18 protein-coding genes and 1 pseudogene are annotated in these 21536 nt (G+C 55.8%); 2 read left to right on the top strand and 17 right to left on the bottom strand.

The window, feature by feature from the left end; translation table 11 throughout:
* Positions 1-27: 27 nt before the first annotated feature.
* Genes astB through WH277_RS16280 form a run of 4 tightly spaced genes read right to left on the bottom strand, consistent with a single transcriptional unit; the run spans position 28 to position 5067 of the window.
* On the bottom strand, positions 28-1356 hold the full coding sequence (gene astB / locus WH277_RS16295; protein WP_159337227.1) for an N-succinylarginine dihydrolase: 1329 nt from the start codon (positions 1354-1356) through the stop codon (positions 28-30).
* The gene (astD, locus tag WH277_RS16290; protein WP_339505964.1) at positions 1353-2819 is read right to left on the bottom strand and encodes a succinylglutamate-semialdehyde dehydrogenase; all 1467 of its coding nucleotides are present in this window, start codon (positions 2817-2819) and stop codon (positions 1353-1355) included. The genes astB and astD overlap by 4 nt, the downstream gene beginning before the upstream one ends.
* On the bottom strand, positions 2816-3850 hold the full coding sequence (gene astA / locus WH277_RS16285) for an arginine N-succinyltransferase (protein WP_339505963.1): 1035 nt from the start codon (positions 3848-3850) through the stop codon (positions 2816-2818). The genes astD and astA overlap by 4 nt, the downstream gene beginning before the upstream one ends.
* A complete protein-coding gene (locus WH277_RS16280) occupies positions 3847-5067 on the bottom strand; it encodes an aspartate aminotransferase family protein (protein ID WP_133845473.1) in 1221 nt (406 codons plus the stop codon). The genes astA and WH277_RS16280 overlap by 4 nt, the downstream gene beginning before the upstream one ends.
* Positions 5068-5573: 506 nt before the next feature.
* On the opposite strand from WH277_RS16280, the pseudogene WH277_RS16275 reads away from it, so the two are divergent.
* A pseudogene (locus tag WH277_RS16275) lies at positions 5574-6068 on the top strand (porin); the annotation flags it as partial.
* Positions 6069-6267: 199 nt separating this feature from the next.
* Here the strand turns inward: WH277_RS16275 and WH277_RS16270 are convergent.
* The 12 genes from WH277_RS16270 to WH277_RS16215 form a co-directional block, all read right to left on the bottom strand.
* Positions 6268-7173, bottom strand: a complete 906-nt coding sequence (locus WH277_RS16270; RefSeq protein WP_339505962.1) for a bestrophin family protein — start codon at positions 7171-7173, stop codon at positions 6268-6270.
* A 146-nt stretch (positions 7174-7319) separates the two neighbouring features.
* Entirely contained in the window at positions 7320-8762 is a 1443-nt protein-coding gene (locus WH277_RS16265; protein WP_445235321.1) for a YchO/YchP family invasin, read from the bottom strand.
* Between the two features lie 127 nt (positions 8763-8889).
* Positions 8890-9774 carry a lipid A hydroxylase LpxO gene (gene lpxO / locus WH277_RS16260; protein ID WP_339505960.1) on the bottom strand — a complete coding sequence of 295 codons (885 nt, stop codon included), beginning with the start codon at positions 9772-9774 and terminating at the stop codon, positions 8890-8892.
* A gap of 181 nt (positions 9775-9955) precedes the next feature.
* Positions 9956-10753, bottom strand: a complete 798-nt coding sequence (locus WH277_RS16255; protein ID WP_339505959.1) for an SDR family oxidoreductase — start codon at positions 10751-10753, stop codon at positions 9956-9958.
* Positions 10754-11148: 395 nt separating this feature from the next.
* Positions 11149-12654 carry an FGGY family carbohydrate kinase gene (locus tag WH277_RS16250; protein WP_339505958.1) on the bottom strand — a complete coding sequence of 502 codons (1506 nt, stop codon included), beginning with the start codon at positions 12652-12654 and terminating at the stop codon, positions 11149-11151.
* Positions 12647-13714: an ABC transporter permease gene (locus WH277_RS16245; protein ID WP_133845363.1), complete on the bottom strand. Its 1068-nt coding sequence runs from the start codon at positions 13712-13714 to the stop codon at positions 12647-12649. The genes WH277_RS16250 and WH277_RS16245 overlap by 8 nt, the downstream gene beginning before the upstream one ends.
* A gap of 20 nt (positions 13715-13734) precedes the next feature.
* The gene (locus tag WH277_RS16240; RefSeq protein WP_374760127.1) at positions 13735-15285 is read right to left on the bottom strand and encodes a sugar ABC transporter ATP-binding protein; all 1551 of its coding nucleotides are present in this window, start codon (positions 15283-15285) and stop codon (positions 13735-13737) included.
* 10 nt (positions 15286-15295) lie between these two features.
* A complete protein-coding gene (locus WH277_RS16235) occupies positions 15296-15907 on the bottom strand; it encodes a DUF2291 family protein (RefSeq protein WP_159337231.1) in 612 nt (203 codons plus the stop codon).
* 55 nt (positions 15908-15962) lie between these two features.
* On the bottom strand, positions 15963-16898 hold the full coding sequence (locus tag WH277_RS16230) for a D-ribose ABC transporter substrate-binding protein (protein ID WP_339505957.1): 936 nt from the start codon (positions 16896-16898) through the stop codon (positions 15963-15965).
* Positions 16899-17046: 148 nt separating this feature from the next.
* Entirely contained in the window at positions 17047-17844 is a 798-nt protein-coding gene (locus tag WH277_RS16225; protein WP_167864585.1) for a GolD/DthD family dehydrogenase, read from the bottom strand.
* Positions 17845-17857: 13 nt separating this feature from the next.
* Positions 17858-18772, bottom strand: a complete 915-nt coding sequence (locus WH277_RS16220) for a transketolase family protein (RefSeq protein WP_133845372.1) — start codon at positions 18770-18772, stop codon at positions 17858-17860.
* A 2-nt stretch (positions 18773-18774) separates the two neighbouring features.
* The gene (locus WH277_RS16215) at positions 18775-19578 is read right to left on the bottom strand and encodes a transketolase (protein WP_133845475.1); all 804 of its coding nucleotides are present in this window, start codon (positions 19576-19578) and stop codon (positions 18775-18777) included.
* Positions 19579-19957: 379 nt separating this feature from the next.
* On the opposite strand from WH277_RS16215, the gene WH277_RS16210 reads away from it, so the two are divergent.
* Positions 19958-20749 carry a DeoR/GlpR family DNA-binding transcription regulator gene (locus WH277_RS16210; protein WP_159337233.1) on the top strand — a complete coding sequence of 264 codons (792 nt, stop codon included), beginning with the start codon at positions 19958-19960 and terminating at the stop codon, positions 20747-20749.
* On the opposite strand, the gene cobA is transcribed toward WH277_RS16210, so the two are convergent.
* Positions 20692-21534, bottom strand: coding sequence for a uroporphyrinogen-III C-methyltransferase (cobA, locus tag WH277_RS16205; protein ID WP_159337234.1), 843 nt, complete (start codon positions 21532-21534; stop codon positions 20692-20694). The genes WH277_RS16210 and cobA overlap by 58 nt on opposite strands.
* Positions 21535-21536: the final 2 nt, after the last annotated feature.

Raw genomic sequence — 21536 nt, 5'->3', positions numbered from 1 at the left:
AAGATCTCCGGCCCTGCGATCATCGCTTTACTGCTGAAAACGGTACACATTGCCTAAGTTTAGCAGCTTCGTCAGCTCTTCGAGTGCTTCGCGTCCTTCGCGCAGCAAATGAGGGTCGGCAAGGTCAGCCTGCGACAGCCGATCGCGGTAGTGACGCTCCACCCAGGCATTGAGGGTCGCGAATAACCGATCGTTCATCATGACCGCCGGATTAACTGCCGCCTGCTGCTGTGCATTCAGCACCACACGCAGTCGCAAACAGGCCGGGCCGCCGCCGTTGCACATACTTTCACGCAGGTCGAACACCTTCAGTTCATCAATCACGCCGCCGCTGGCCGCCAGCTCCGTCAGATATGACCAGACGCCGGCATGACGCCGTGCTTCATCAGGCAGCACCAGTAACATCTTGCCATCGTCCTTACTTAACAGCTGGCTGTTAAACAGATAGGTTGCCACCGCATCCGCCACACTGACGCGCTCGTCAGGCACTTCAATCGCGATAAATCCTGGTATTTTTTCGGCCAGTTCAGCCAGCAGCTGCGGCTGGTGTAAGAACGCCTGCTGATGGCAAAACAGCGCGTGCTGGTTGCTGACCGCAATCACGTCGTTATGAAACACGCCCTGATCGATCACCGCCGGATTCTGCTGGGCAAACACCGTGCGCGCCGCATCAAGCTGATGCAGGCGGCTTACCGCTTCGCTGGCTTCACGCGTCTGACGCGCCGGGTAGCGCGTTGGAGCCTCGCCACCGTTCAGCTCGGCACGACCATAGACAAACATCTGCACACCGGCCTCACCATAACCCCGGCTAAAGCGGTTATGATTTGCCGCCCCTTCGTCACCGAACATTGCCACCTGAGGTAAAGCATCGTGCACGCTGAAGTGCTCAGGATCGCGGAAGATAGCCCGCAGCAGCGCGCCTGTCGTTGGCGCTTCCATGGCGCGGTGGAATTTATTATTCAGGTTCGCCACGGTGAGGTGCACGCGACCATCGGCGCTGTCGGCTGATGGCGAAACCGTGGCAGCATTAGCCACCCACATCGCTGAGGCGGAACTGGCGGCAGACAGCAGGGCCGGATTCTGTTTGGCCGCCTGCGCCAGCACCTGTTCATCGCTGCCGCTGAAGCCAATCTGGCGCAACGCCGCAATATTGGGGCGCTCATGCGGTGGGATCACGCCCTGGGCAAAGCCCATATCGGCCAGGGCTTTCATCTTCATCAACCCCTGCAACGCCGCCAACTTCGGGTTGGAGACCTGGTGCTGATAACGCGTTGAGGCCTCATTACCAAACGACAGTCCCGCGTAATGATGCGTCAGACCCGGTAAACCATCGAAATTCACTTCACGGGCGCTCATGGCGTTTCTCCCTGTGCACTAAAATCCAGACCCGGTGACAGGCTGGCGGGCAGCGTTAAGTCAGGCGATTCCAGTGACGCCATCGGCCATGCGCAGTAATCCGCAGCATACCAGGCGCTGGCACGATGGTTACCTGAGGCACCCACTCCGCCAAACGGTGCTGTACTCGCCGCCCCGGTCAGCGGTTTGTTCCAGTTCACAATCCCTGCGCGTGCTTCGATCAGCAGGCGTTCAAATTTGTCGCGCTGCGGCGAAATCAACCCGCATGCCAGCCCGTAGCGGGTGTGATTAGCGAGTCGGATTGCGCGGTCAAAATCGTCATAGCGAATCACCGCCAGCAGCGGACCAAAGACTTCTTCATCCGGCAGATTTTGCAGCCCGGTCACATCAATAATTCCCGGTGTCAGAATGGCACTGCTGCGATCCGGCCACTGCATCGGCAGCAACACCCTGCCCCCCGCATCAATACGTGCCTGCCACTCGCTGAAGATCTTCTCTGCCGCCTGGAGTGAGATCACGCTGCCCATAAAAGGCTGAGGCTCATCGTTCCAGCGCCCGCTACGAATTTTTGCCGCCACGGCCACCAGATCGAGGAACGCATCCCCGGCGGCGCCGCGTTTCACCAGCAGACGACGTGCGCAGGTACAGCGTTGTCCGGCACTGATAAAGGCCGACTGAACGGCAATATGCACCGCGGCGTCGATATCATCCGGATCTTCGACGATCAGCGGGTTATTACCGCCCATCTCCAGCGCCAGCATTTTTTCCGGCTGTCCGGCCAGCTGGCGGTGCAGCTGATAGCCGGTTGCTGCGCTGCCGGTAAACAGGACACCATCCACCTGGGGTTCCTGCGCCAGCGCCTGTCCGGTCTCACGGCCGCCCTGCACCAGATTAAACACGCCGCCGGGCAGCCCGGCACTGAGCCATAATTTTCCCGTCAGCTCAGCCGTCATCGGTGTCAGCTCGCTGGGTTTAAAGACCACACAGTTGCCTGCCAGCAAAGCGGGAACGATATGACCATTGGGCAGATGACCGGGGAAGTTATACGGGCCAAAGACCGCCATCACCCCGTGCGGACGGTGGCGCAGCGAACTTTCGCCTTCCGCCTGCTCACCGGTGCGGGCATGCCAGGCGCGCAGCGAAATCGCCACTTTGTTGATCATTGCCTGCACTTCTGTCTGCGTTTCCCAGCGCGGTTTGCCGGTTTCACGCGAGATGGTTTCACTCAGCTCAACTTTGTTTTTTTCCAGCAACCCGGCAAATTTCTCCGCGATGGCCTGGCGCTCAGAGAACGGGCGGCGTGCCCAGGCGGGAAACGCCGCGCGCGCCGCTTCACAGGCCGATGTCACCTGCCCTGCCGTGGCGGCTTTGCCCTGCCATAACAGTTCACCGCTCACCGGATCGGTTTTACTGAAGTTCTCGCCACCACCGGTCAGCCACTGACCATTAATACAGTGCGTCATGCTTTTTTCTCCTCACGACTAAGGGTAACCACCCGCAGGTTATCACCCGGCTGGCACCCTAAAATGTCGGCCTGAGCGGCCGTGATACAAACGGTGTTGCTCTGCGGATCGGCAGGCAACAACATCACACGGAACTGTTGATAGTTCTCATTAGCGACCAGGCACAGGGGCAGCGCGTCATCTTGCTCCTCACTGATCAAGGCCGTCAGCACACGGCTTTTCCGGATGGCGCGGACACGATCAATGTCGCACTCAAGTGTCGGGCCGCCGTCGAAAATATCGACGTAATTCTGGAAGTGAAAACCTTCGGCTTCCAGCACGGCACGCGCGGGCGCAGTATGCGGATGGACCTGCCCAATCACGGACTTTGCCTCATCCGACAGGTAATCGATATACAGCGGATGCTTCGGCATCAGCTCGGCAATAAAGGCTTTTTGCCCGGTGCCGCACAGATAGTCAGCATCGGAAAATGACATCGAGAAGAAGCGACTGCCCACGCTATCCCAGAAGGGCGATTGCCCCTGTTCATCAATCACACCCCGCATTTCGGCCACCACTTTCTGCATAAAGTGCTGGCGGAATCCGGCCATAAACAGAAAGCGTGATTTTGATAGCAGATAGCCGTTTTTCCCGTTTCGGTAATCCGGGTCAAGAAACAGTGTGCACAGTTCGCTGCTGCCCGTGTGGTCGTTGCTTAACGACAGCGTGGGCAACATATTGTAAACATTCAGCTCTTTCGAGGCGTGCACCTGAGTACCGACGCGAAAGTTGTACCACGGGTCCTGCAGACCCACCGCCACTTCAATGGCGCAGATACCCACGGCCTTTTTGCTCTCACTGTCTGCCAGTACAAATACGTATCCCTGTTCTGCACGCGGCAGTTTTCCCTGCCAGGTTAAAAGTGAACGATCGATACGTGCTGACAGCGTGTCACTGTCAGCAGGCAGCGAGGTCAACCCCCCGCCGGTTTTCCCGGCGAGGTACATTAACTGCGCCAGATCGTCTCGTTCAACGGGACGAATATACATCATGCGCGGGCTCCTTCAGTGACGGCGAGGCAGGCACGTTCAAAGCGCGCCAGCCCCTCCTCAACTTCCTGCCGGGTGATGATCAGCGACGGAGCAAAACGCACCACGCTGGCACCCGCGATTAACACCATCAACCCTTCACGGGCGGCAGCCTGATTAATCAGTTTCGCCTTGCCGCTATAGTCCTGATTAAGCACACAGCCAATTAACAGCCCCAGTCCGCGGATTTCACTGAACAACTGCAAGCGCTGGTTGATGGCATTCAGTCCGTCAACAAACCACCGATGGCGTTCTGCCACGCCGGCCAGCACTTCCGGGCGATTGATCAGTTCCATCACCTTGCCACCCACTGCGCCTGCCAATGGATTGCCGCCGTAGGTGGTGCCATGACTGCCCACATTCAGGTGCTCAGCCAGGGTTTCCGTCGTCAGCATCGCGCCAATCGGGAAGCCGCCACCCAGTGCTTTCGCGGTGCTCAGCACATCCGGTGTGACGCCATAATGCATATAGGCATACAGCGATCCGGTTCGGCCCACCCCGGTCTGGACTTCATCGAAAATCAGCAGCGCACCGTGTTTATCACACAGTTCGCGCAGACCACGCAGGAAGGCCGGCTCGGCCGGAACCACACCGCCCTCACCCTGAATCGGCTCGACAATCACTGCACAGGTCTGGTCGTTAATCAACGCAGCAGCCGATGCCAGATCGTTGTACACCGCGTGCTGAATGCCCTGCGGCAGCGGTGCAAAATCTTTCGAGTAGGCCGGCTGGCCCCCCGCGGAAACCGTAAACAGCGTGCGCCCATGAAACGCATTGTTAAATGCCACAATACCGCTTTTCTGCGAGTGGCCATGATCCATCGCCACCTTACGCGCCAGCTTCAGTGCCGCTTCATTCGCTTCCGCACCGGAGTTACAAAAGAACGCCCTGTCGGCAAACGTGGCATCAATAAGCTGTTTGGCCAGCCGCAGAATGGGTTCATTGGTGTAACCATTCCCGGTATGCCACAACAGTGCTGCCTGCTGCTGTAACGCAAGCTGCAAGTCGGGATGCGCATGGCCGAGGGCATTGACCGCAATACCGCCGGCAAAGTCGATATATGACTTCCCTTCCTGATCCCACAGCGTCGAACCTTCTGCTTTTACCGGAACAAAGCTGGCCGGGGCATAGGTGGGAACAATCCATTGATCGAAGTTTTCACGGGTCACTGACGGTTGCATATCGGCCTCGTTTTGCACATTCCCCGCCTCAGGCAGGGTGAATTAAAAGTTTAAAAAATGTTAATGAGATGATTCATTGCAGCTCTACTGTAGATTGCACGCCGCGTGCCATCCAGAGAAAAAAATGCATAAACCGTTCTCAACCACCAAATATCAATGAGTTACATCATTATCCTATTCATTGTTAATGCATAGAAAGTGAATAACAATCTGAACAACCTGCCTTTACAGCACAATAAAAAGCAGAATTATGCAGTGGTAAAATAAAATATCGAATGTGTGATCAATGCCGGGATTTGGTTTTAAAAAGAGTCAGTTAACGCCCCAAAAGACGTCAACCGCACCAAAATGGCGCGCAGTGAGGGTGCATAACAGTAAAAGAAGCGGTTGAGTGGAGTTTCATTCCCCTATGGAAAAAACATGAAAAACAAACGTTCAAAAAATAAGCCAATGCAATTTTTAATATAAGATAAAATTATCCAGGCATAAAGAAACCCTATAGTTAAGGCGATGGTTACGCCACATCGGTCAGTTGGACGGCCGATTCTGGTTTCGGCATTGTCGGCAGCTATGCCAACCTGGGCCGTACCGGAACACAAAACAATGCCACCGGTAAAGGTGATCGCGCAGAGCACTGGGCAACGGCAATCAAATATGATGCTAACCAGATTTACCTGGCCGCGATGTACGGTAACACGCACAACGCCACGCCAATTACGGGTGGCTTTGCCAACAAGGCGGTGAATTTTGAAGCTATCGCCCAGTATCAGTTCCTGAATGGTTTCCGCCCTTCTCTGGCGTATGTCAGCTCACGTGGTAAAGACATTGAGAACGTGGGTGATGCCGATATCGTTAAATATGCCTCTGCGGGTGCGAACTACTACTTCAACAAAAACTTCCTGGTCTATGCCGAGTACAAATTCAATCTGCTGAAGGATAACAATCCGTTAGCGCTGGCGGATGATGATGTGGCGGGTGTGGGTCTGAACTATCAGTTCTGATGGGGAAACCTGACCACAACAGGCAGGGTTTAACACTGACAGCGGGCACGCTCTTGCGGGGATGAGGCCAGTTTGAGGTAAGCCGGACGTCACGCGGCAGGGATGCCGCGAGCCGAGGCACGCACGGAGGCGTTTTTTGCGATCCGGCGTGCTCAAACTGACCTCATACCTGAAGCCGCCCCACCCGCCAGCAAATCCCTCACGTCAACCGATAACGACAGTCCGGCCGTGGCGTATCCGGCAACGCCTCTTCCAGATTCATTTCCCGAAGATTAATCTCAATATTGGTACACATCGCATCCAGCGGCAGATGGTTGTTGGCAAAACCAAACGGCATCTCCAGCTCTTCCGCCAGCGTATCCAGCGACAGGAAGGTATAAGCAATAAACACCGACACCAACGGTGTCATGTAGTGTAAATCCGGCACCAGCGCAAAAGGCAACAGCGTGCAGAACAGATATACCGTTCTGTGCAGCAGCAAACCATAGGCAAACGGCACGGGCATACTCGCCAGACGCTCGCATCCCCCCAGCACCTGTGACAGCTGATTAATATTGCTGTCCATGTGCATATAGAGAATGTCGGACAGGTTACCGCGGCGGCGCTGGTCGGCCAGCCACTGCGACAGTTGCAGCTCAATGAAATTGGTCGGCGAACGACGTTTCAGCACTTCATCCGCTTCATCCCCAAGGTAACGACGCAGATCCTCACGGGCATCACTGTGGCGCAACTGATGCTTGAGGCTGTAAGAGAACGCCAGCAGCAACGATGTGACACGCGGCGCATCAGCGGGCGAAATCGCCAGTGCCAGACGTTGTAACGTGCGGCAGGCAATCAGCAGATTGCCCCAGAACATACGTGCTTCAATAAAGCGGCCAAAGCAGACGCTGTTACGAAAACCCAAAAATACCGCAATGGAAACCCCAAGCAGGCTGAACGGTGCCAGCGTCAGCTTGATACCCAGCGTTTCATACCAGTCGAGACAGAAAATAGCGATCAGGGACATCAGCAGATTAAGCGTTAAGCGGAACCAGATTCCGGGTAATACCGAACCGTGCCAGGCGAACAGGCGGATAAACCAGTGACTATTAGGACGGATGATCATGATGTGCAGGCGAGTGAGATTTTTCGCAGATTGTGCAGAAAATCCTCGCGCCTGAGAAGTGGTTTTTTGTGACTTTAGTCACATATATTTCGAGACAGTGTATTGACAAAAATCACGTTTTCAGCGGATAGCAGAATCCCCTGTATTCAAGGGGACATCAGGTCGAAACTCCCGGTATCCGCAGGCTGTAACGTGACGGGTTGCGCCAGTTTTAGCGTGATCCAGTTAGAAGTCACGCGCTGCTGCTTACTGTCTTCCAGCGTGACCGACAGATGATATTCATTGCTGGCCCCTTCGCTGCTGTCCCACGCCGGAGCGATAATACTCCAGCCGTTAGGGCTCGCATTATCTGCCGGAGGTGTCAGGCTCAATGCCTGCGTATCCCCCTGCCAGCTCACCGCTTTAATCGCATTGCTGTTACGAACCTGTAATTTCAGCGCCAGTGTTTCACCCGGCTGCACCTGCCACGGTGGCGTGGCGAGGAAGACTGACAGCGTTTTACGCTGGCGGAACTCCATCACCGGGGAATTATTGCGGTTAACCTGATCGTAACGGCTCCCACTTAACGACTTCGCCGCCGCGACATTGCTGGCCGAAAGCTGCTGGCTCAGCGCCACACCAATGCGGTAATTCATCTTCAACGCAAACTGGTCCTGTGACTCTCCACCATCGCCCTCTTTATGGCTGGCAGAGAGGGTAAACAGCGGCACTGGCGTGTAATTAACGCCCAGGGAAACCGCCGTCGGGTTTGCCGTTGCATTGCCACTGTTAAACAGATCGATATGATTGCCGAGATACTGCTCGTAACTCAGGCTAACCCCTAACTGGCGGTAAAAGGGCAGATACCCCTGTGTAGTGATGTCATAACCGCGCGCCATCCGCATCTGTGTTGTGCTGTTGTGATTACGCCAGCCCGATAGCGGATGATAATAATTGGCGGAAAAACGCAGATACTCTCCCCAGGCTTCTGCCCCCAGAGAACCGCGCTGCTGGTGGGTAGTGAGCACATCGTCAACGAACGCGTTATACCCCACACGCCAGCTCCCGGCGATCCAACGCTGGCCCAGCCCGGCGTTGCCTACAGTGCCATATTCCGTTTGCTCCACCCCTAACTGGCTGAAAGTCAGATACTGATAATTGTCCTGCCACGGCGTCATCAACTGAGCGGAGGTGCCATTAAAACTCCCGGCATCATCTACGGCCAGCGACACGCTGGCGAGGCCATAAGGTGACAGAAGCAGTTCACCTTCACTGGCGGCACGCTCGCTGGCGGCAGTACGGAACTGATTAAACGCCCACTGACCGGCTTCCTCACGCAGCGATTTATCACTGTCGTTGTTCATGCTGGCTTCACCGATGCTTTTTGCCGCCTCAGCGATTTTCTGTGCCAGCCCGTTATCATGATCGGTGATACCCATACCCGGCAGCTGTTGCTGCATCTGCCGGAAACGACCGGGATCATCAAAGGGAGCATCGGGAACGCGTGTGGACTCATCAAAAGCGCGTGCCGCCGTGATCGGCAGGCCGATCACGGCAAGGGAAAACATCAGGCTGGAAACGTGGGACAAATAACGACTAAATAGAATCATAAGCTCAAAGCAATATTTTTTATCTGCGCGAGTGTGAGTTTGTTCACAAAATCATACAACTAACCTTAGCACAGAATCTCTTCCCAACGCGAAAATCGGGCGGCCCGCGCGAAGGACCGCCCAAAACTTACAGTGCTCGCCAGATCAAGACAGCGATACCACCGAACAGCAGCCATTTGATCACATAATATATCGGCTTATTCCACGCCTTCAGGCGTTTCCCGACCTTGCGCACCGCATAGAGATATTTGAACACCCGGTTAATGCCCCCGGTACGGTCACTGTTATTATTGGGGGCCGCAGCCGCCCCCACCAGATGACGGCCAAGCCAGTGATTCACTGCCTGCGTCCAACGCCAGATCATCGGCCGCTCAATATCGCAAAACAGGATCAATCGAGGCTGCCCGCTGTGATTCTCAGCATAGTGAATATAGGTTTCATCAAACACCACACCCTCGCCGTCACGCCAGCTGTAACGTTCACCATCCACTTCAATAAAGCAGCGGTCATCATTCGGGGTGATCAAGCCAAGGTGGTAGCGCAGCGATCCGGCATACGGATCGCGGTGGCGCGGCAGGCGGCTGCCGTCCGGAAGTGAGGCAAACATGGCGGCTTTGATCGATGGAATACCGCGCAACAGCGCGGTGGTACGCGGGCAGAGAGACATCGCAGAGGGATGTGCCTCGTCATACCATTTCAGATAAAAGCGTTTCCAACCGGTTCTAAAAAACGAGTTAAACCCGGCATCGTTATAGCGGTCCGAGGCTTTAATCTGCTCTGACGCCAGCAGCGCCTCGCCTTCGTCACGAATCGACTGCCAGTTGTCACGCAGCTCAGCAAGCTCGGGGAAGTGATGAGGTGAAAGAAAGGGCGTGGTGGGAATGCGGGAAAACAGATACATAAAACAGTTAGGGTGGTCAGCCAGCTGACGCCAGAAACCGTAACGAACCTTCCCTCTCCAGTGCACATACAGTACGGTAATTATCCACATCAATAAAATGAAGTATTTCATGTTGCTCTACTCGTCAGGTGACCGGGATCATCCTGTGATCCCGTAGATAAATGTCAGCATGTGTCAGGCAGGCGAAGACGACTTTTCGCCGGGTAGTGCATGACCGGAGAGAGTATAAAGACTTTTCGGCGGAGCAGAATGACGGTGGCACGAATGGAACAAAATCGGCCACCGCAACGCATCAGGACATAATCAGACCACCGTCGACGTTGATCGTCTGCCCGGTAATATAGCGTGCATCATCAGAGGCGAGGAAAGCCACCAGCCCGGCAACATCGTCCGGCTGCCCCGCGCGTTTTAACGGAATACCCTGCACCCATTCCGCCATCAGCTCGCCTTTGCCATATTTTTTACTGTCGGTACTAAGGATTTCACCCCATACGCGGTCATTGTAATCCCACATTTCGCTTTCGATAATGCCGGGACAAAACGCGTTGACGGTGATATTCCACGGTGCCAGCTCCTGTGACAGGCTCTGCGTAATCCCGATCACTCCCATCTTGCTGGCGGCATAATGCGGCGTATATATAAAGCCCTGACGCCCCTGCCCTGACGATGTATTGATCAGGCTACCGGACTGCTGTTTCACAATATACTTCGCGGCTTCGCGGCAGCAAAGCCAGACGCCCGTGGTATTCACCGCAAGGATTTTATCGAAGTCAGCTTTGGGCATTTTGTCGAACGTGTCGATGGTGATCACTCCGGCGTTCTGGATCGACACGTCAATCGTCCCGAAACGTTCTGCAGCCTGGCGATACAACCCCTGCACCTGCTCTTCATCGGTGACATCCACCTGCAATGCCAGAATCTCACTGCCCCAGGCGGCTTTTATCCGATCAGCGGTTTCAAACACGCGCTCGGCGTTGGAGACCATCACCAGGTTTGCACCGTCTCTGGCAAAACGTTCGGCAATACCCGCCCCAATACCGCGACATGCTCCCGTGATCACCACGGTTTTATTACTGAAATTACGTTTCATCTGTTGCTCCTTTATGACGGGTCAGGCATGCCTGACCCCTACGGAATTCGGTACAAAGCTGTGAAGCCATTCTGTGTTGTAGGGGCGGGTCAGGCGTGCCTGACCCCTACGGAATTCGGTACAAAGCTGTGACGCCATTCTGTGTTGTAGGGGCGGGTCAGGCATGCCTGACCCCTACGGAATTCGATACAAAGCTGTGACGCCATTCTGTGTTGTAGGGGCGGGCAGGCGTGCCTGACCCCTACGGAATTCGATACAAAGCTGTGACGCCATTCTGTGTTGTAGGGGCAGGCAGGCATGCCTGACCCCTACGGAAATCGGTACCTGGCCGTAACAGCCTTCTGTGTTGTAGGGGTGAGGCATGCCTCGCCCGACCAAACCACACTGCACGGCAGTTAACGCGACGGCTGCCACAGGGTACGTTTCACCGCATCCTGCCAGCCCAGCCAGCTCTGTTGGCAACGTTCATGGCGGCCCGGATCGGGCTGCCAGAGATCATGTTCTGGTATCAGCGCCAGCAGTTGTTCGTCATTAAGCTGGCCGAGCGTCCGTCGTGCCAGTAGCCCGGCACCGAGCGCCGACAGCTCTGGCGTACTGCTGCGGGCCACCGGGCAACCCAACAGATCAGCCTGAAACTGCATCAGCCACGGATTTTGCGTGGGGCCACCATCCACCATCAGTGTCTCCAGACGGAATCCCGGGTGAAGGCGCATAGCCTCAATCACATCGGCAATCTGGTAGGCAATCGCTTCCAGTGACGCACGGATCAAATGTGCTGGCGTTACGCCCCGGCTGAGCCCACAAATCACGCCGCGCGCCTGCTCATCCCACCAGGGAGCGCCGGTTCCGGTCAGCGCCGGAACAAAATAGACGCCGAGAGTCGAATCGATACTGGCGGGCAGCTCATGTAGCGCGCGGCTCAGCACCAGACCTTTACCATCGGTCAGTCCGGTCGCCTGCGCCATCCACGCCACGCCGTCCCCAGTATGAGGAATATTGCCTTCAAGACCGTAAACCAGCCGCTGGCCATCATGCCAGGCCACGGTGGTTGCCAGCGAGGTGATACTGGTATCCGCCTGGCCCAGAGGTGCCATCACCGACGATCCGGTGCCATAGGTGGCTTTCACCCCGCCCGGTGCCCCCAGTCCGTGACCGTACAATGCGGCATGGGAATCCCCGACCATGGCCATGATGGGCAGCCCATCGGGAATACCGGCCAGACCGAGGGTCACGCCAAACAGGCTACCTGAGGGGCAAATTTCCGGCAGCGCGGCACGCGGGATGCCAAACAGCGCCAGCATCGATTCATCCCAGCCGCCGCTGTGCAGATTTAACAGCTGGGTACGTGATGCATTCGAGGTATCGCAGCGGAACTGCTGCCCGCCGCTCAGGTTCCATAGCAGCCAGGCATCGATGGTACCGAGGCAAATCTCGCCGCTGTCGGCACGCGAATGCCCCTCCGGCGTGTTATCCAGCAGCCAGCGCATTTTCGATGCTGAAAACAGCGGTGCCACCGGTAACCCGGTAATGGCACGGATCAGCCCCTCCTGATTATCGCGTTTGAGCCGATCGCAGAAGACACCTGAGCGTGAACACTGCCAGGTCAGCGCAGGCCCAATAGGGCGACCACTGTGGCGCTCCCAGCCGATGGCCGTCTCGCGCTGATTGCTGATGGCCAGTGCCGCCACCCGATTTTCGCCCACGGTGTTGAGCACTTCGCGCAGCACCGTCAGCGATGCGTTAAGCAGCGTGAGCCCATCCTGTTCAACCCAGCCCGGCTGCGGCGTGGCAACCGTGAGCGGGCGGGACGCTTTTGCCACCACTTCACCGCGAGCATCAATCGCCACCGCTTTCACATTGCTGGTCCCTTCATCCAGCGCAACAATCAGTTCTCTAGCCATGGCTGACCTCAGAGAGCGGCGCGGCCGCCTGCTTTTTTTCATGGCGACGCATCAACACCACTTTGCTTTGCAGCTTCTGCTGGAACTGGTCGATGACAACGGCGGTGACAATCACCAGCCCTTTGATCACCATCTGCCAGAAATCGCTGACGCCCATCATCACCATGCCATCGGCCAGGAAGACAATCACAAAGGCACCGATGATCGATCCGGACACACGTCCGCGTCCCCCGGCCAGTGCCGTACCACCAAGCACCGTGGCCCCAATGGCATCCATCTCAAACATATTCCCGGTCATCGGATGCGCAGTTTGCAGCTGCGACGCCACCACCAGCCCGACCAGCGCGGCACACAGACCGGAAAAGGCGTAGACAAAGACTTTCACTTTGATAATCGGCACACCGGCCAGACGGGCGGCAGATTCATTGCCACCCGCCGCATAGATATAGCGGCCCAGCGGGGTTTTACGCGTGATATACAGCCCAATCAGCAGGAAACCGATCATCAGCCAGATCGGAAAGTAGACGCCAAGGAAGCTGCCCGAACCAAGCAGTGAAAACCCGGTATTGCCCAACTGCGGCACGCCAACCAGGTTGGCGTAGGTGCTGCCGTCGTTAAACAGCAGCGCCGCGCCGCGGGCGATATACATCATGCCGAGCGTACAGATAAAGGGCGCGACGCCAAGACGGGTGATCACCGTACCGTTGATCAACCCCAGCACCACCCCGAACAACGCCACCGCGAGGATCACTTCCGGGACGTTAAGAAACAACACCTGTCCGCCCCAGAGAGGGACACCGCTGGTCAGCAGCGCCCCGGCCACCATTCCACAAATGCCCGCCACCGCCCCAACGGAGAGGTCAATCCCGCCCGTCAGAATCACCAGCGTCATGCCAATCGCCAGCAGGCCGGTGATCGCCACGTGCTGCGTCATAATCAGCACATTGGACAGGGTCAGGAAGTTCGGCACCATCACACTGAAAAAGCCCACCACAATCAGCAAGGCAATAAACGTTCTGGCTTTCAGCAGGTACATATACAGCAGATATTTTTGATTCATTTTTTCTTCCTCAAGCCCGCTTATTCGTGCGGTGTCGACGCAGTGATTAACGTTTCGCGCGTGGCATCAGCACGCAGCAGGTCAGCGGTAATACGCCCATCCGCCATCACCAAAATGCGGTCGGCCAGCGCCATCACCTCATCCAGTTCCGAGGACGAAAACATCACGGCCAGCCCCTCCTGGGCCATTTTGCCGATCAGTTGATACACATCGGTTTTGGCACCGACATCAATCCCCCGCGTCGGTTCATCCAGCAGCACCACTTCCGGGCCGGTCATCAGTGCCTTGCCCAGCACCACTTTTTGCTGATTACCGCCGCTCAGAGAGGTGATGGGCAGATCGGTATCGCTGACCTTGATCGCCAGGCGTTGCACCATGTCGTTCACCTTTTCGCTCTCCTGCTGCGGACGCAACAGCCCCAGCGCCCGACGAAAGCCGCGCAGACTGAGATCGCTCAAGGTCATATTGGTTTTGATCGACATCATGCCGATCATCCCCTCGCCTTTACGGTCTTCCGGCACCAGCGCGATGCCCTTTTTCAATCGGTACTGAAAATCACGCTTGTCCAGTACTTCGCCGTTCAACACCACGCGGCCGCTCTGGCAGCCCATCAGTCCTATCAGACCTTTAAACAGCTCGGTACGCCCGGCGCCCAGCAGGCCGTAAATGCCCACCACTTCACCTTTCCGCAGTGAGAACGTCACATCGTTCAGCTTGTAGCCACCATCCTGACGCAGCGCGGTGAGTCCGCTGACGTCCAGCACCACCTCTCCCTGCGTTGCGGCGGCATAGTCGAACTGTTTTTTCTTATCGCCTACCATCTGGGCGATGATCCACGGCACGCTGGCATCGCGCACATCACGTTCGCTGATAAAACGCCCGTCACGGAAGATGGTGATGTGATCGCCGATCTCCATCAGCTCTTCCAGACGGTGCGAGATATAGATAATGGTGACGCCACGCCGCTTCAGCGCCGCAATCACGTTAAACAGGACTTTGACTTCCGACTGGCTGAGCGCCGAGGTCGGTTCATCCATAATCAGTACCCGGGTGTCTTTCGACAGTGCACGCGCAATTTCCACCAGCTGCTGGTGACCGATGCCCAGCTCACCGAGCGGCGCATAAGGGTCCACATCCAGCTCCAGCCGTTCCAGCAGGGCTTTCGCCAGCTGGTACTGATATTTTTCGTTAATCCGGCCGCGCTGGAAAAACTCATTACCGATAAAGATGTTGTCCATCACATTCATATTCGGGAACAGATTCAGTTCCTGAAAAATGATACTGATCCCGTGCTTCTCAGCCTGCTGGGTCGAGTGCAGCGACACGGGTTCTCCGTCGAGAAAAATCTGCCCGGAGGACGGCACTTCCACTCCGGCCAGCATTTTCATCATGGTGGATTTTCCGGCACCGTTCTCACCGATTAATACATTGACCTTGTTGCGATACACGCGGTAGTTCACCTGGTCCAGCGCGGTCACGCCAGGATAGATACGCGACACATCACGCGTTTCAATCACCACTTCGGGCAGCTGATCCGGCGATAACAGCGGGTCGATTTGATATTCAGCCATCATGAGCCCTCTACTTGCGTACCACGTGAGCCGGGGTGACATCCGGTGGTGTTTGCGGCACATCCCAACTGCTGAAGACCCCATCAACCTCAACGCTTTCACCGACTTTCGGTTGCAGCTTTTTCACCTCATCTGACGCCAGGTTATTGATCGCCTTACCATAATCACCAAACAGCACCTGATCGTTGAAGTCCTGATAGCTGGCCCCCTTATAAGCGTCGCGCAGCGCGGTACCGCGAATGATCGGGCCAATCTGCACCACGACCTGCTGGCCGCTGACGTCTTTAATGGTCATTTTTCCACTGCGTGAGGTGGTGTTCACCTCAGTAACCGTGCCCTGAATTTTGACGCTGAACACACACGGATTCTCATCCTGACTGCGGTATCCCCACTGTTTACAGGCCGCATCAAAATCTTTTGCTGTGGCCAGCGACTTCATCAGTTCGTCGAGCGGTTTTGCCTCGCTGACAATTTGTGGCACGATTTTTTGCTGATACGTGGCGGTGACATTTGCCATCGCGGGGTTGGGCGGATTTTTTAAATCGGCCAGCTCCTGCTGTGACACAATACGGCAGCCCCCGAGGGCTAAAGTGGCCATTGCCAGCCAGACTCGCCTGGACATAATTCTCTCCTTTGCGCCCCCGCAGGGGCGCAGTCACATCTTATGAAGCGTTAACTCAGGATTTGAAATTGAAGTCCTGCACTTTGTCTGCGTTGCCCTGGTTGATCAGGATGCCGCGGAACATCACGCGCTGTTTCTCGGGTTTGGTGCCTTTCTGCAGGAAATTGTCGATATCGGTGACGCCCTGCGCGGCGATCGCCTGCGCCTGCAACATCACGGTGGCTTTCAACGTGCCGGCTTTGACCGCATCACGTTCGTCGTTACTGCCATCAATACCCACCACAATCACATCACTACGACCGGCCGCTTTCAGGGCAGCAATGGCCCCCAGCGCCACCGGACCGTTACCACAGATCACCCCTTTTACATCCGGGTGCGCCTGGAGAATGCTGTCCATAATGCGCTTACCGTCGATCAGGGTGCCTTTCGCATCCTGCTTCGCCACACTTTTCATATCCGGGTACTGATCCAGTACCTGGTGGAAGGATTTCGAACGGGTGACGCAGTTGTTGTCGGCCAGGTTACAGGTCAGTTCGGCATAGGTGCCTTTCTCGCCCATCTTCTCAACGAAAACGTTCGCCACATCGGAACCCGCCTGGAAGTTGTTGTGGGTGATCTGCTCCAGCGCGACGTCATCAACCGGGATTTCACGGTTAATCAACACCACAGGAATACCGGCATCTTTGGCTTTTTTGATGGCGGCAACGCTGGCTGTGGAGTCAGCGTTATCGAGGATAATGCCCTGCACTTTTTTACCGATGGCGGCATCAATCAGTTCGCTTTGTTTTTTCACATCTTCACCGTGGGACAGCACGGTGGTTTTGTAACCCAGTTCCTGTGCCTTCAGGTTGGCCCCTTTGGCCTCAGAGGCGTAGTACGGGTTATCCAGCGAGTTAACGAGGATCATGATGGTGCCTTTCTCTGCGGCAGTAACGGCATGAGAGAAGGAGCAGGCGGTCGCTAGAGCTAACAGAGTTAAACGCATTTTCATTTTGATGTTCTCTTATGTTGTTATGTGTAGGTACAGCTTTTTAACCTTGGTATCGGATGCCGCAGTTGCGTTTACTTACCGCCTTGCTGCAACGACCGACAGTCGGGATAACATCTCGAATTCTCTGGTGTTGGCGCAGTAATCGGTATTACCAAATAGTGAAACCGCCATCGATCATCAGGTCTGCGCCTGTGATCATGTCGCTACCGTTGCTGGCAAAAAACAGCACGGCGGCGGCAATTTCGTCCGTGTAGGCAAAACGTCCCATTGGGATCAGTTGCTTCATCGCCTCCCCTTTCTCCCCACGCCAGGCTTTCTCGCCCATTGGCGTCAGCACCACGGTAGGCGACAGGGTATTCACGTTAATTTTGTGGGGCGCAAACTCTTTCGCCATCACTTTGGTCATCCCCAACAGCCCGGCTTTCGCCGAGGTATAGGCCACATGGTTATCGATGGCGATGGATGCCGCCTGCGAGGCAATATTGATGATCTTTCCGCCTTTACCCGCTTTCACCATGCGTTTTGCCACCGCCTGAGAACAGAGGAATGGCCCGGTCAGATTGACTGCCACCTGCTTCTGCCACTCGGCAAATTCCGTTTCCAGTACCGGCTGCAACATCACGTAGCCCGCACAGTTCACCAGAATATCGATCTGGCCATAGTGCGCTTCAACCTGTGCTATTGCCTGCTCCACAGAGTCCGGGTCAGTGACATCGCACTGAACAAACTGGACGCGATCGGCAGCGAACTGCCCGGCAACATCCGCCACTTTGCTCTGTTCAAACGCCGGATAGAGCAGTGCCAGCTTCGCGCCTTTCTCCAGCAGCATCTGATTGCTGGCCATCGCAATCCCCCCCAGCCCCCCGGTGACCACGGCCACCTTGCCACTGAGATCCCCGTTGATATCTACGCCGTAGCGCAGATTGACGTCATATTCGTTACTCATTTCCAGACTCTCCTTAAGCGGCAACAAGATTTTCTAACGTGGCGCGCAGGCCTTCGGCATCAATGCGGAACTGGCGACGCAGGGCAACACGACTGCTGCTATGGGTAAATTCATACGGCGGGATACCCAGCGGAATAAAGCGCTGACGCAGGCTGTGCTGATGCAGCAGCTCACCGATAATGCTGCTCAGACCGCCACTCAACACATGTTCTTCCATGGTGATCACCTGACGGTGTGCGGTAATCAGCTTGATGACCGCCGCTTCGTCCAGCGGCCACAGAGAAGGCAGTGAGACGATGGTGATGCTGTCATCTTTAGCGGCCAGGGCTTCATGAGCCAGCGTTCCCAGACAGAACACCACGGTGTCTTTACCCTGCTGTAACACCTCTGGTTTACCCGGCACAAACTGGTAATCGGCATCATGCAGCAGCGGCACTTTATCGCTGTCCATACGGATATAAACCGGCCCTTTATGGCTGATGGCATGGCGGGCAATCGCGCTGGCCTGAATGGCATCTGCTGGCGCGAAAATTTGTAGGTTGCCCATCGAACGGGCGATAGCAATGTCGTTAGTACAGTGGTGCGTGGCACCCAACGGACCGTAAGCAAAACCGGCATTCAGGCCGAGCATCTTGACGTTAGTTTCTGAGTAACAAACATCATTTTTCAATTGCTCATTCGAGCGGGCAAACAGAAACGGTGCAGCGTTAGCGGTGAATACCGTACGGCCACTCAGTGCCACTCCCGCCGCCATTCCCACCATATTCTGTTCAGCGATACCCACGTTGATGACCCGATCCGGGAAGGCTTTTTCAAACGGGGCAATTTTTGATGTTGAGGTGGAGTCGGCCACCATGACACTGAGGTCTGCTCCCTCATTCTGGGCTTCCACCAGCGTGGCAATCACGGCGTCACGTAAGTCTTGCATGGTTAATCCTCCAGCTCGGCCAGCCCAAGGGCCAGTTGCTCATCATTAGGTACGGCGTGATGCCAGGCCGGGACGTTGGCCATAAACGAGATACCGTGCCCTTTTTCGGTATTGGCTAAAATAACGCGGGGTTTACCGATGCCGGGTTGGTTAGCGGCGGCGGCAATGGCGGCAGGATCGTGCCCGTTGCACTCCAGCACTTCGAAACCGAATGCCAGCCATTTGTCGGCCAGCGGCTCCAGCGGCATGATATCTTCGGTTTTCCCGGCCAGTTGCAAACGGTTACGGTCAACAATCGCCACCAGGTTTTCCAGTTTGAATTTACTGGCCGACATCGCCGCTTCCCAGTTAGAACCTTCCGCCAGTTCACCATCTCCGAGCAGGACAAAAGCACGACGGTCAGCACGACCAGAGAGTTTGTTGCCCAGCGCCAGACCCACACCAATCGATAACCCGTGGCCTAAACCACCCGAGTTAATTTCCACCAGCTCTGGCAGCTTCTGATGGATGGGATGGCCCGCCAGCAGCGTATCGTCCCCCATAAACTGGTCGAGGATCGCCGGGTCAATCAGGCCCATAGCAGCCGCGCTGCAATACAACCCGCCTGCCCCGTGACCTTTGGAGAGGATGAAACGGTCCTGATCGGGACGCGGACGGCTGCGATCCATCACCGCCATAAATAAGGTACAGATGATATCCACCTCAGAGAGGTCGGCACCGGTATGACCTTTGCCTGCCCGATGATTCATTTGCAGTACATAGCGCCGGGCCTGACGCGCAGTCTGTTTGATTGCCTGAAAGTCCATCATTACCTCTTCATCTATGACGCCGCGGGCCGGATAGCGTGTTGATATGACAGTCAACAGCGGCAATTTCATTTTCGAATAAAAATATACGCTATCGTTTGTAATCATATTGTGGGGTGGATCATATTTCAAACAAAAGCCAAAAATAATATTAATGCATTATAAAACAGCAATGTAGCGAGAATTCGCGGCGAGTATTGCGATGAAGACAATGTTAAATATCAGTTAAATCAATTGAATGGCAATTTTTGACTTTCATTCGAAAATTGAAAGTCACTTTTGCAGATCTCGCAATTGATGCGAACGAGGGTTACTATTTATCGCAACAGCCCGGCTGACGGGGCAGGCAACCCGCATTCAGGCAAAGGGAGTGATTGACTTGAAAAGCAAAAATGAACAACTGGCTGATATGCAGCAACGGCGGGAAAAGATCCTGGAGATGATCCGTGAGGATGGCACCGTCACGGTAAAAATGCTGACGGAGACTTTCGGACTGACCGAAGCCACTATCCGTACCGACCTGCGTATGCTGCAAAAAGAGGGGTATGTGCAGCGTTATCACGGCGGTGCAACATTGATTACAGGTAAGCAAAATACCGGCGCATTGCTGCTGGAACGGCAAACCCATCTCGACGCAAAAGATGCCATTGGGCGTCTGGCGGCACAGCATATCGAAAACGGCGATACGGTCATTTTCGATTCGGGCACCACGACGACGGCGATCGCCAATCATATGAATCACATCCGGCGCCTGTCGGTGGTGACCAACGCCGTGAATATTGCCCTGAAGCTGGGCGGTGAGCCGGGGATTAATATCCTGCTGACCGGCGGCACCTTTAAGTTCCCCACCCTGTCGACGTCAGGTGAAAAGGCCGCCAGTTTTTTTGAAAACGTGCTGGCGGAGAAGCTGTTTCTCGCCACGGCCTGCATTTCTCCCCGCCTCGGTCTGAGTTTTCCCAGCGAGACGGATATCAAGGTGAAAAGCGCCATGATCCACTCTGCGAACACCGTTTACGTGGTGGCTGACTCCAGTAAAATCGACAAGGTGTCGATGTTTGCGTTGCCCTGCGAATGGAGCAAAATCCAGTATCTGATCACCGACAGCGGCATTACTCAGGCGTCTATTGACGCCTTTGAAGCACTGGGGGTGAAGGTGCTGGTGGCGCCCTGATCGGCGTCAGTTCGGTATAAACGCACCACGTCACCGACAATCAACAGGCCCGGTGACTGTGGCTGCCGTTCCGCTACCGTCTGCGCCAGCCGGTCAAGGCGGGTAATGTGGGTGCGCTGATCGTGACGTGTGCCCCGCTCGATAATCGCTACCGGCGTATGCGCATCGCGTCCGTGCCGGATCATCTGCTCGCTTAATGCCTCACACCATGTTAATCCCATATAAAACACCAGCGTCTGGCGGGCATCACGTAAACTTTCCCAGTCAAGCTGGGGTTTGCCGTCACGTCCATGACCGGTGATAAAGCGCACCGACTGGGCCATGTCGCGGTGCGTCAGCGGGATGCCAGTGGCGGCCGCACAGCCGGTAGCGGCGGTAATGCCGGGCACAATATGGCAGGTCACTCCCGCCTGTTGCAGCCACTGCATCTCTTCCCCTCCCCGGCCGAAAATAAAGGGATCGCCGCCTTTAAGACGGATCACCTGCCGCCCGGCACGGGCCAGATCCACCAGCAATTGGTTGATCTGTGACTGCTTCATGCCATGAAAACCCGGCGTTTTTCCCACGTCAATATTCAGTGCCGTTGGGGGGATCAGTGCCAGAATATCCGGCCCGACCAGCCGATCGCAGACCACCACCTCAGCCTTTTCGATAAGACGCAGCGCGCGCACCGTCAACAGGTCCACGGCTCCCGGCCCGGCCCCCACCAGCCAGACATCTCCCTGCTGGCCGGGGGGGAAGCCCCCGGCCAGCAAACGATCAAGAGCAGGTATTTTTACAGTCATTT

The organism is Erwinia sp. MYb416 (assembly GCF_037479575.1).
GTDB classification, from domain to species: domain Bacteria; phylum Pseudomonadota; class Gammaproteobacteria; order Enterobacterales; family Enterobacteriaceae; genus Erwinia; species Erwinia rhapontici.
The sequence above is the reverse complement of the archived record's forward strand: the minus strand, read 5'-3'. Positions and strand labels throughout refer to the sequence as shown.

Coding starts and splice junctions, on each gene's coding strand:
- astB (WP_159337227.1), bottom strand. CDS start 1,356: ATGAGCGCCCGTGAAGTGAATTTCGATGGTTTACCGGGTCTGACGCAT.
- astD (WP_339505964.1), bottom strand. CDS start 2,819: ATGACGCACTGTATTAATGGTCAGTGGCTGACCGGTGGTGGCGAGAAC.
- astA (WP_339505963.1), bottom strand. CDS start 3,850: ATGATGTATATTCGTCCCGTTGAACGAGACGATCTGGCGCAGTTAATG.
- WH277_RS16280 (WP_133845473.1), bottom strand. CDS start 5,067: ATGCAACCGTCAGTGACCCGTGAAAACTTCGATCAATGGATTGTTCCC.
- WH277_RS16270 (WP_339505962.1), bottom strand. CDS start 7,173: ATGATCATCCGTCCTAATAGTCACTGGTTTATCCGCCTGTTCGCCTGG.
- WH277_RS16265 (WP_445235321.1), bottom strand. CDS start 8,762: ATGATTCTATTTAGTCGTTATTTGTCCCACGTTTCCAGCCTGATGTTT.
- lpxO (WP_339505960.1), bottom strand. CDS start 9,774: ATGAAATACTTCATTTTATTGATGTGGATAATTACCGTACTGTATGTG.
- WH277_RS16255 (WP_339505959.1), bottom strand. CDS start 10,753: ATGAAACGTAATTTCAGTAATAAAACCGTGGTGATCACGGGAGCATGT.
- WH277_RS16250 (WP_339505958.1), bottom strand. CDS start 12,654: ATGGCTAGAGAACTGATTGTTGCGCTGGATGAAGGGACCAGCAATGTG.
- WH277_RS16245 (WP_133845363.1), bottom strand. CDS start 13,714: ATGAATCAAAAATATCTGCTGTATATGTACCTGCTGAAAGCCAGAACG.
- WH277_RS16240 (WP_374760127.1), bottom strand. CDS start 15,285: ATGGCTGAATATCAAATCGACCCGCTGTTATCGCCGGATCAGCTGCCC.
- WH277_RS16235 (WP_159337231.1), bottom strand. CDS start 15,907: ATGTCCAGGCGAGTCTGGCTGGCAATGGCCACTTTAGCCCTCGGGGGC.
- WH277_RS16230 (WP_339505957.1), bottom strand. CDS start 16,898: ATGAAAATGCGTTTAACTCTGTTAGCTCTAGCGACCGCCTGCTCCTTC.
- WH277_RS16225 (WP_167864585.1), bottom strand. CDS start 17,844: ATGAGTAACGAATATGACGTCAATCTGCGCTACGGCGTAGATATCAAC.
- WH277_RS16220 (WP_133845372.1), bottom strand. CDS start 18,772: ATGCAAGACTTACGTGACGCCGTGATTGCCACGCTGGTGGAAGCCCAG.
- WH277_RS16215 (WP_133845475.1), bottom strand. CDS start 19,578: ATGGACTTTCAGGCAATCAAACAGACTGCGCGTCAGGCCCGGCGCTAT.
- cobA (WP_159337234.1), bottom strand. CDS start 21,534: ATGACTGTAAAAATACCTGCTCTTGATCGTTTGCTGGCCGGGGGCTTC.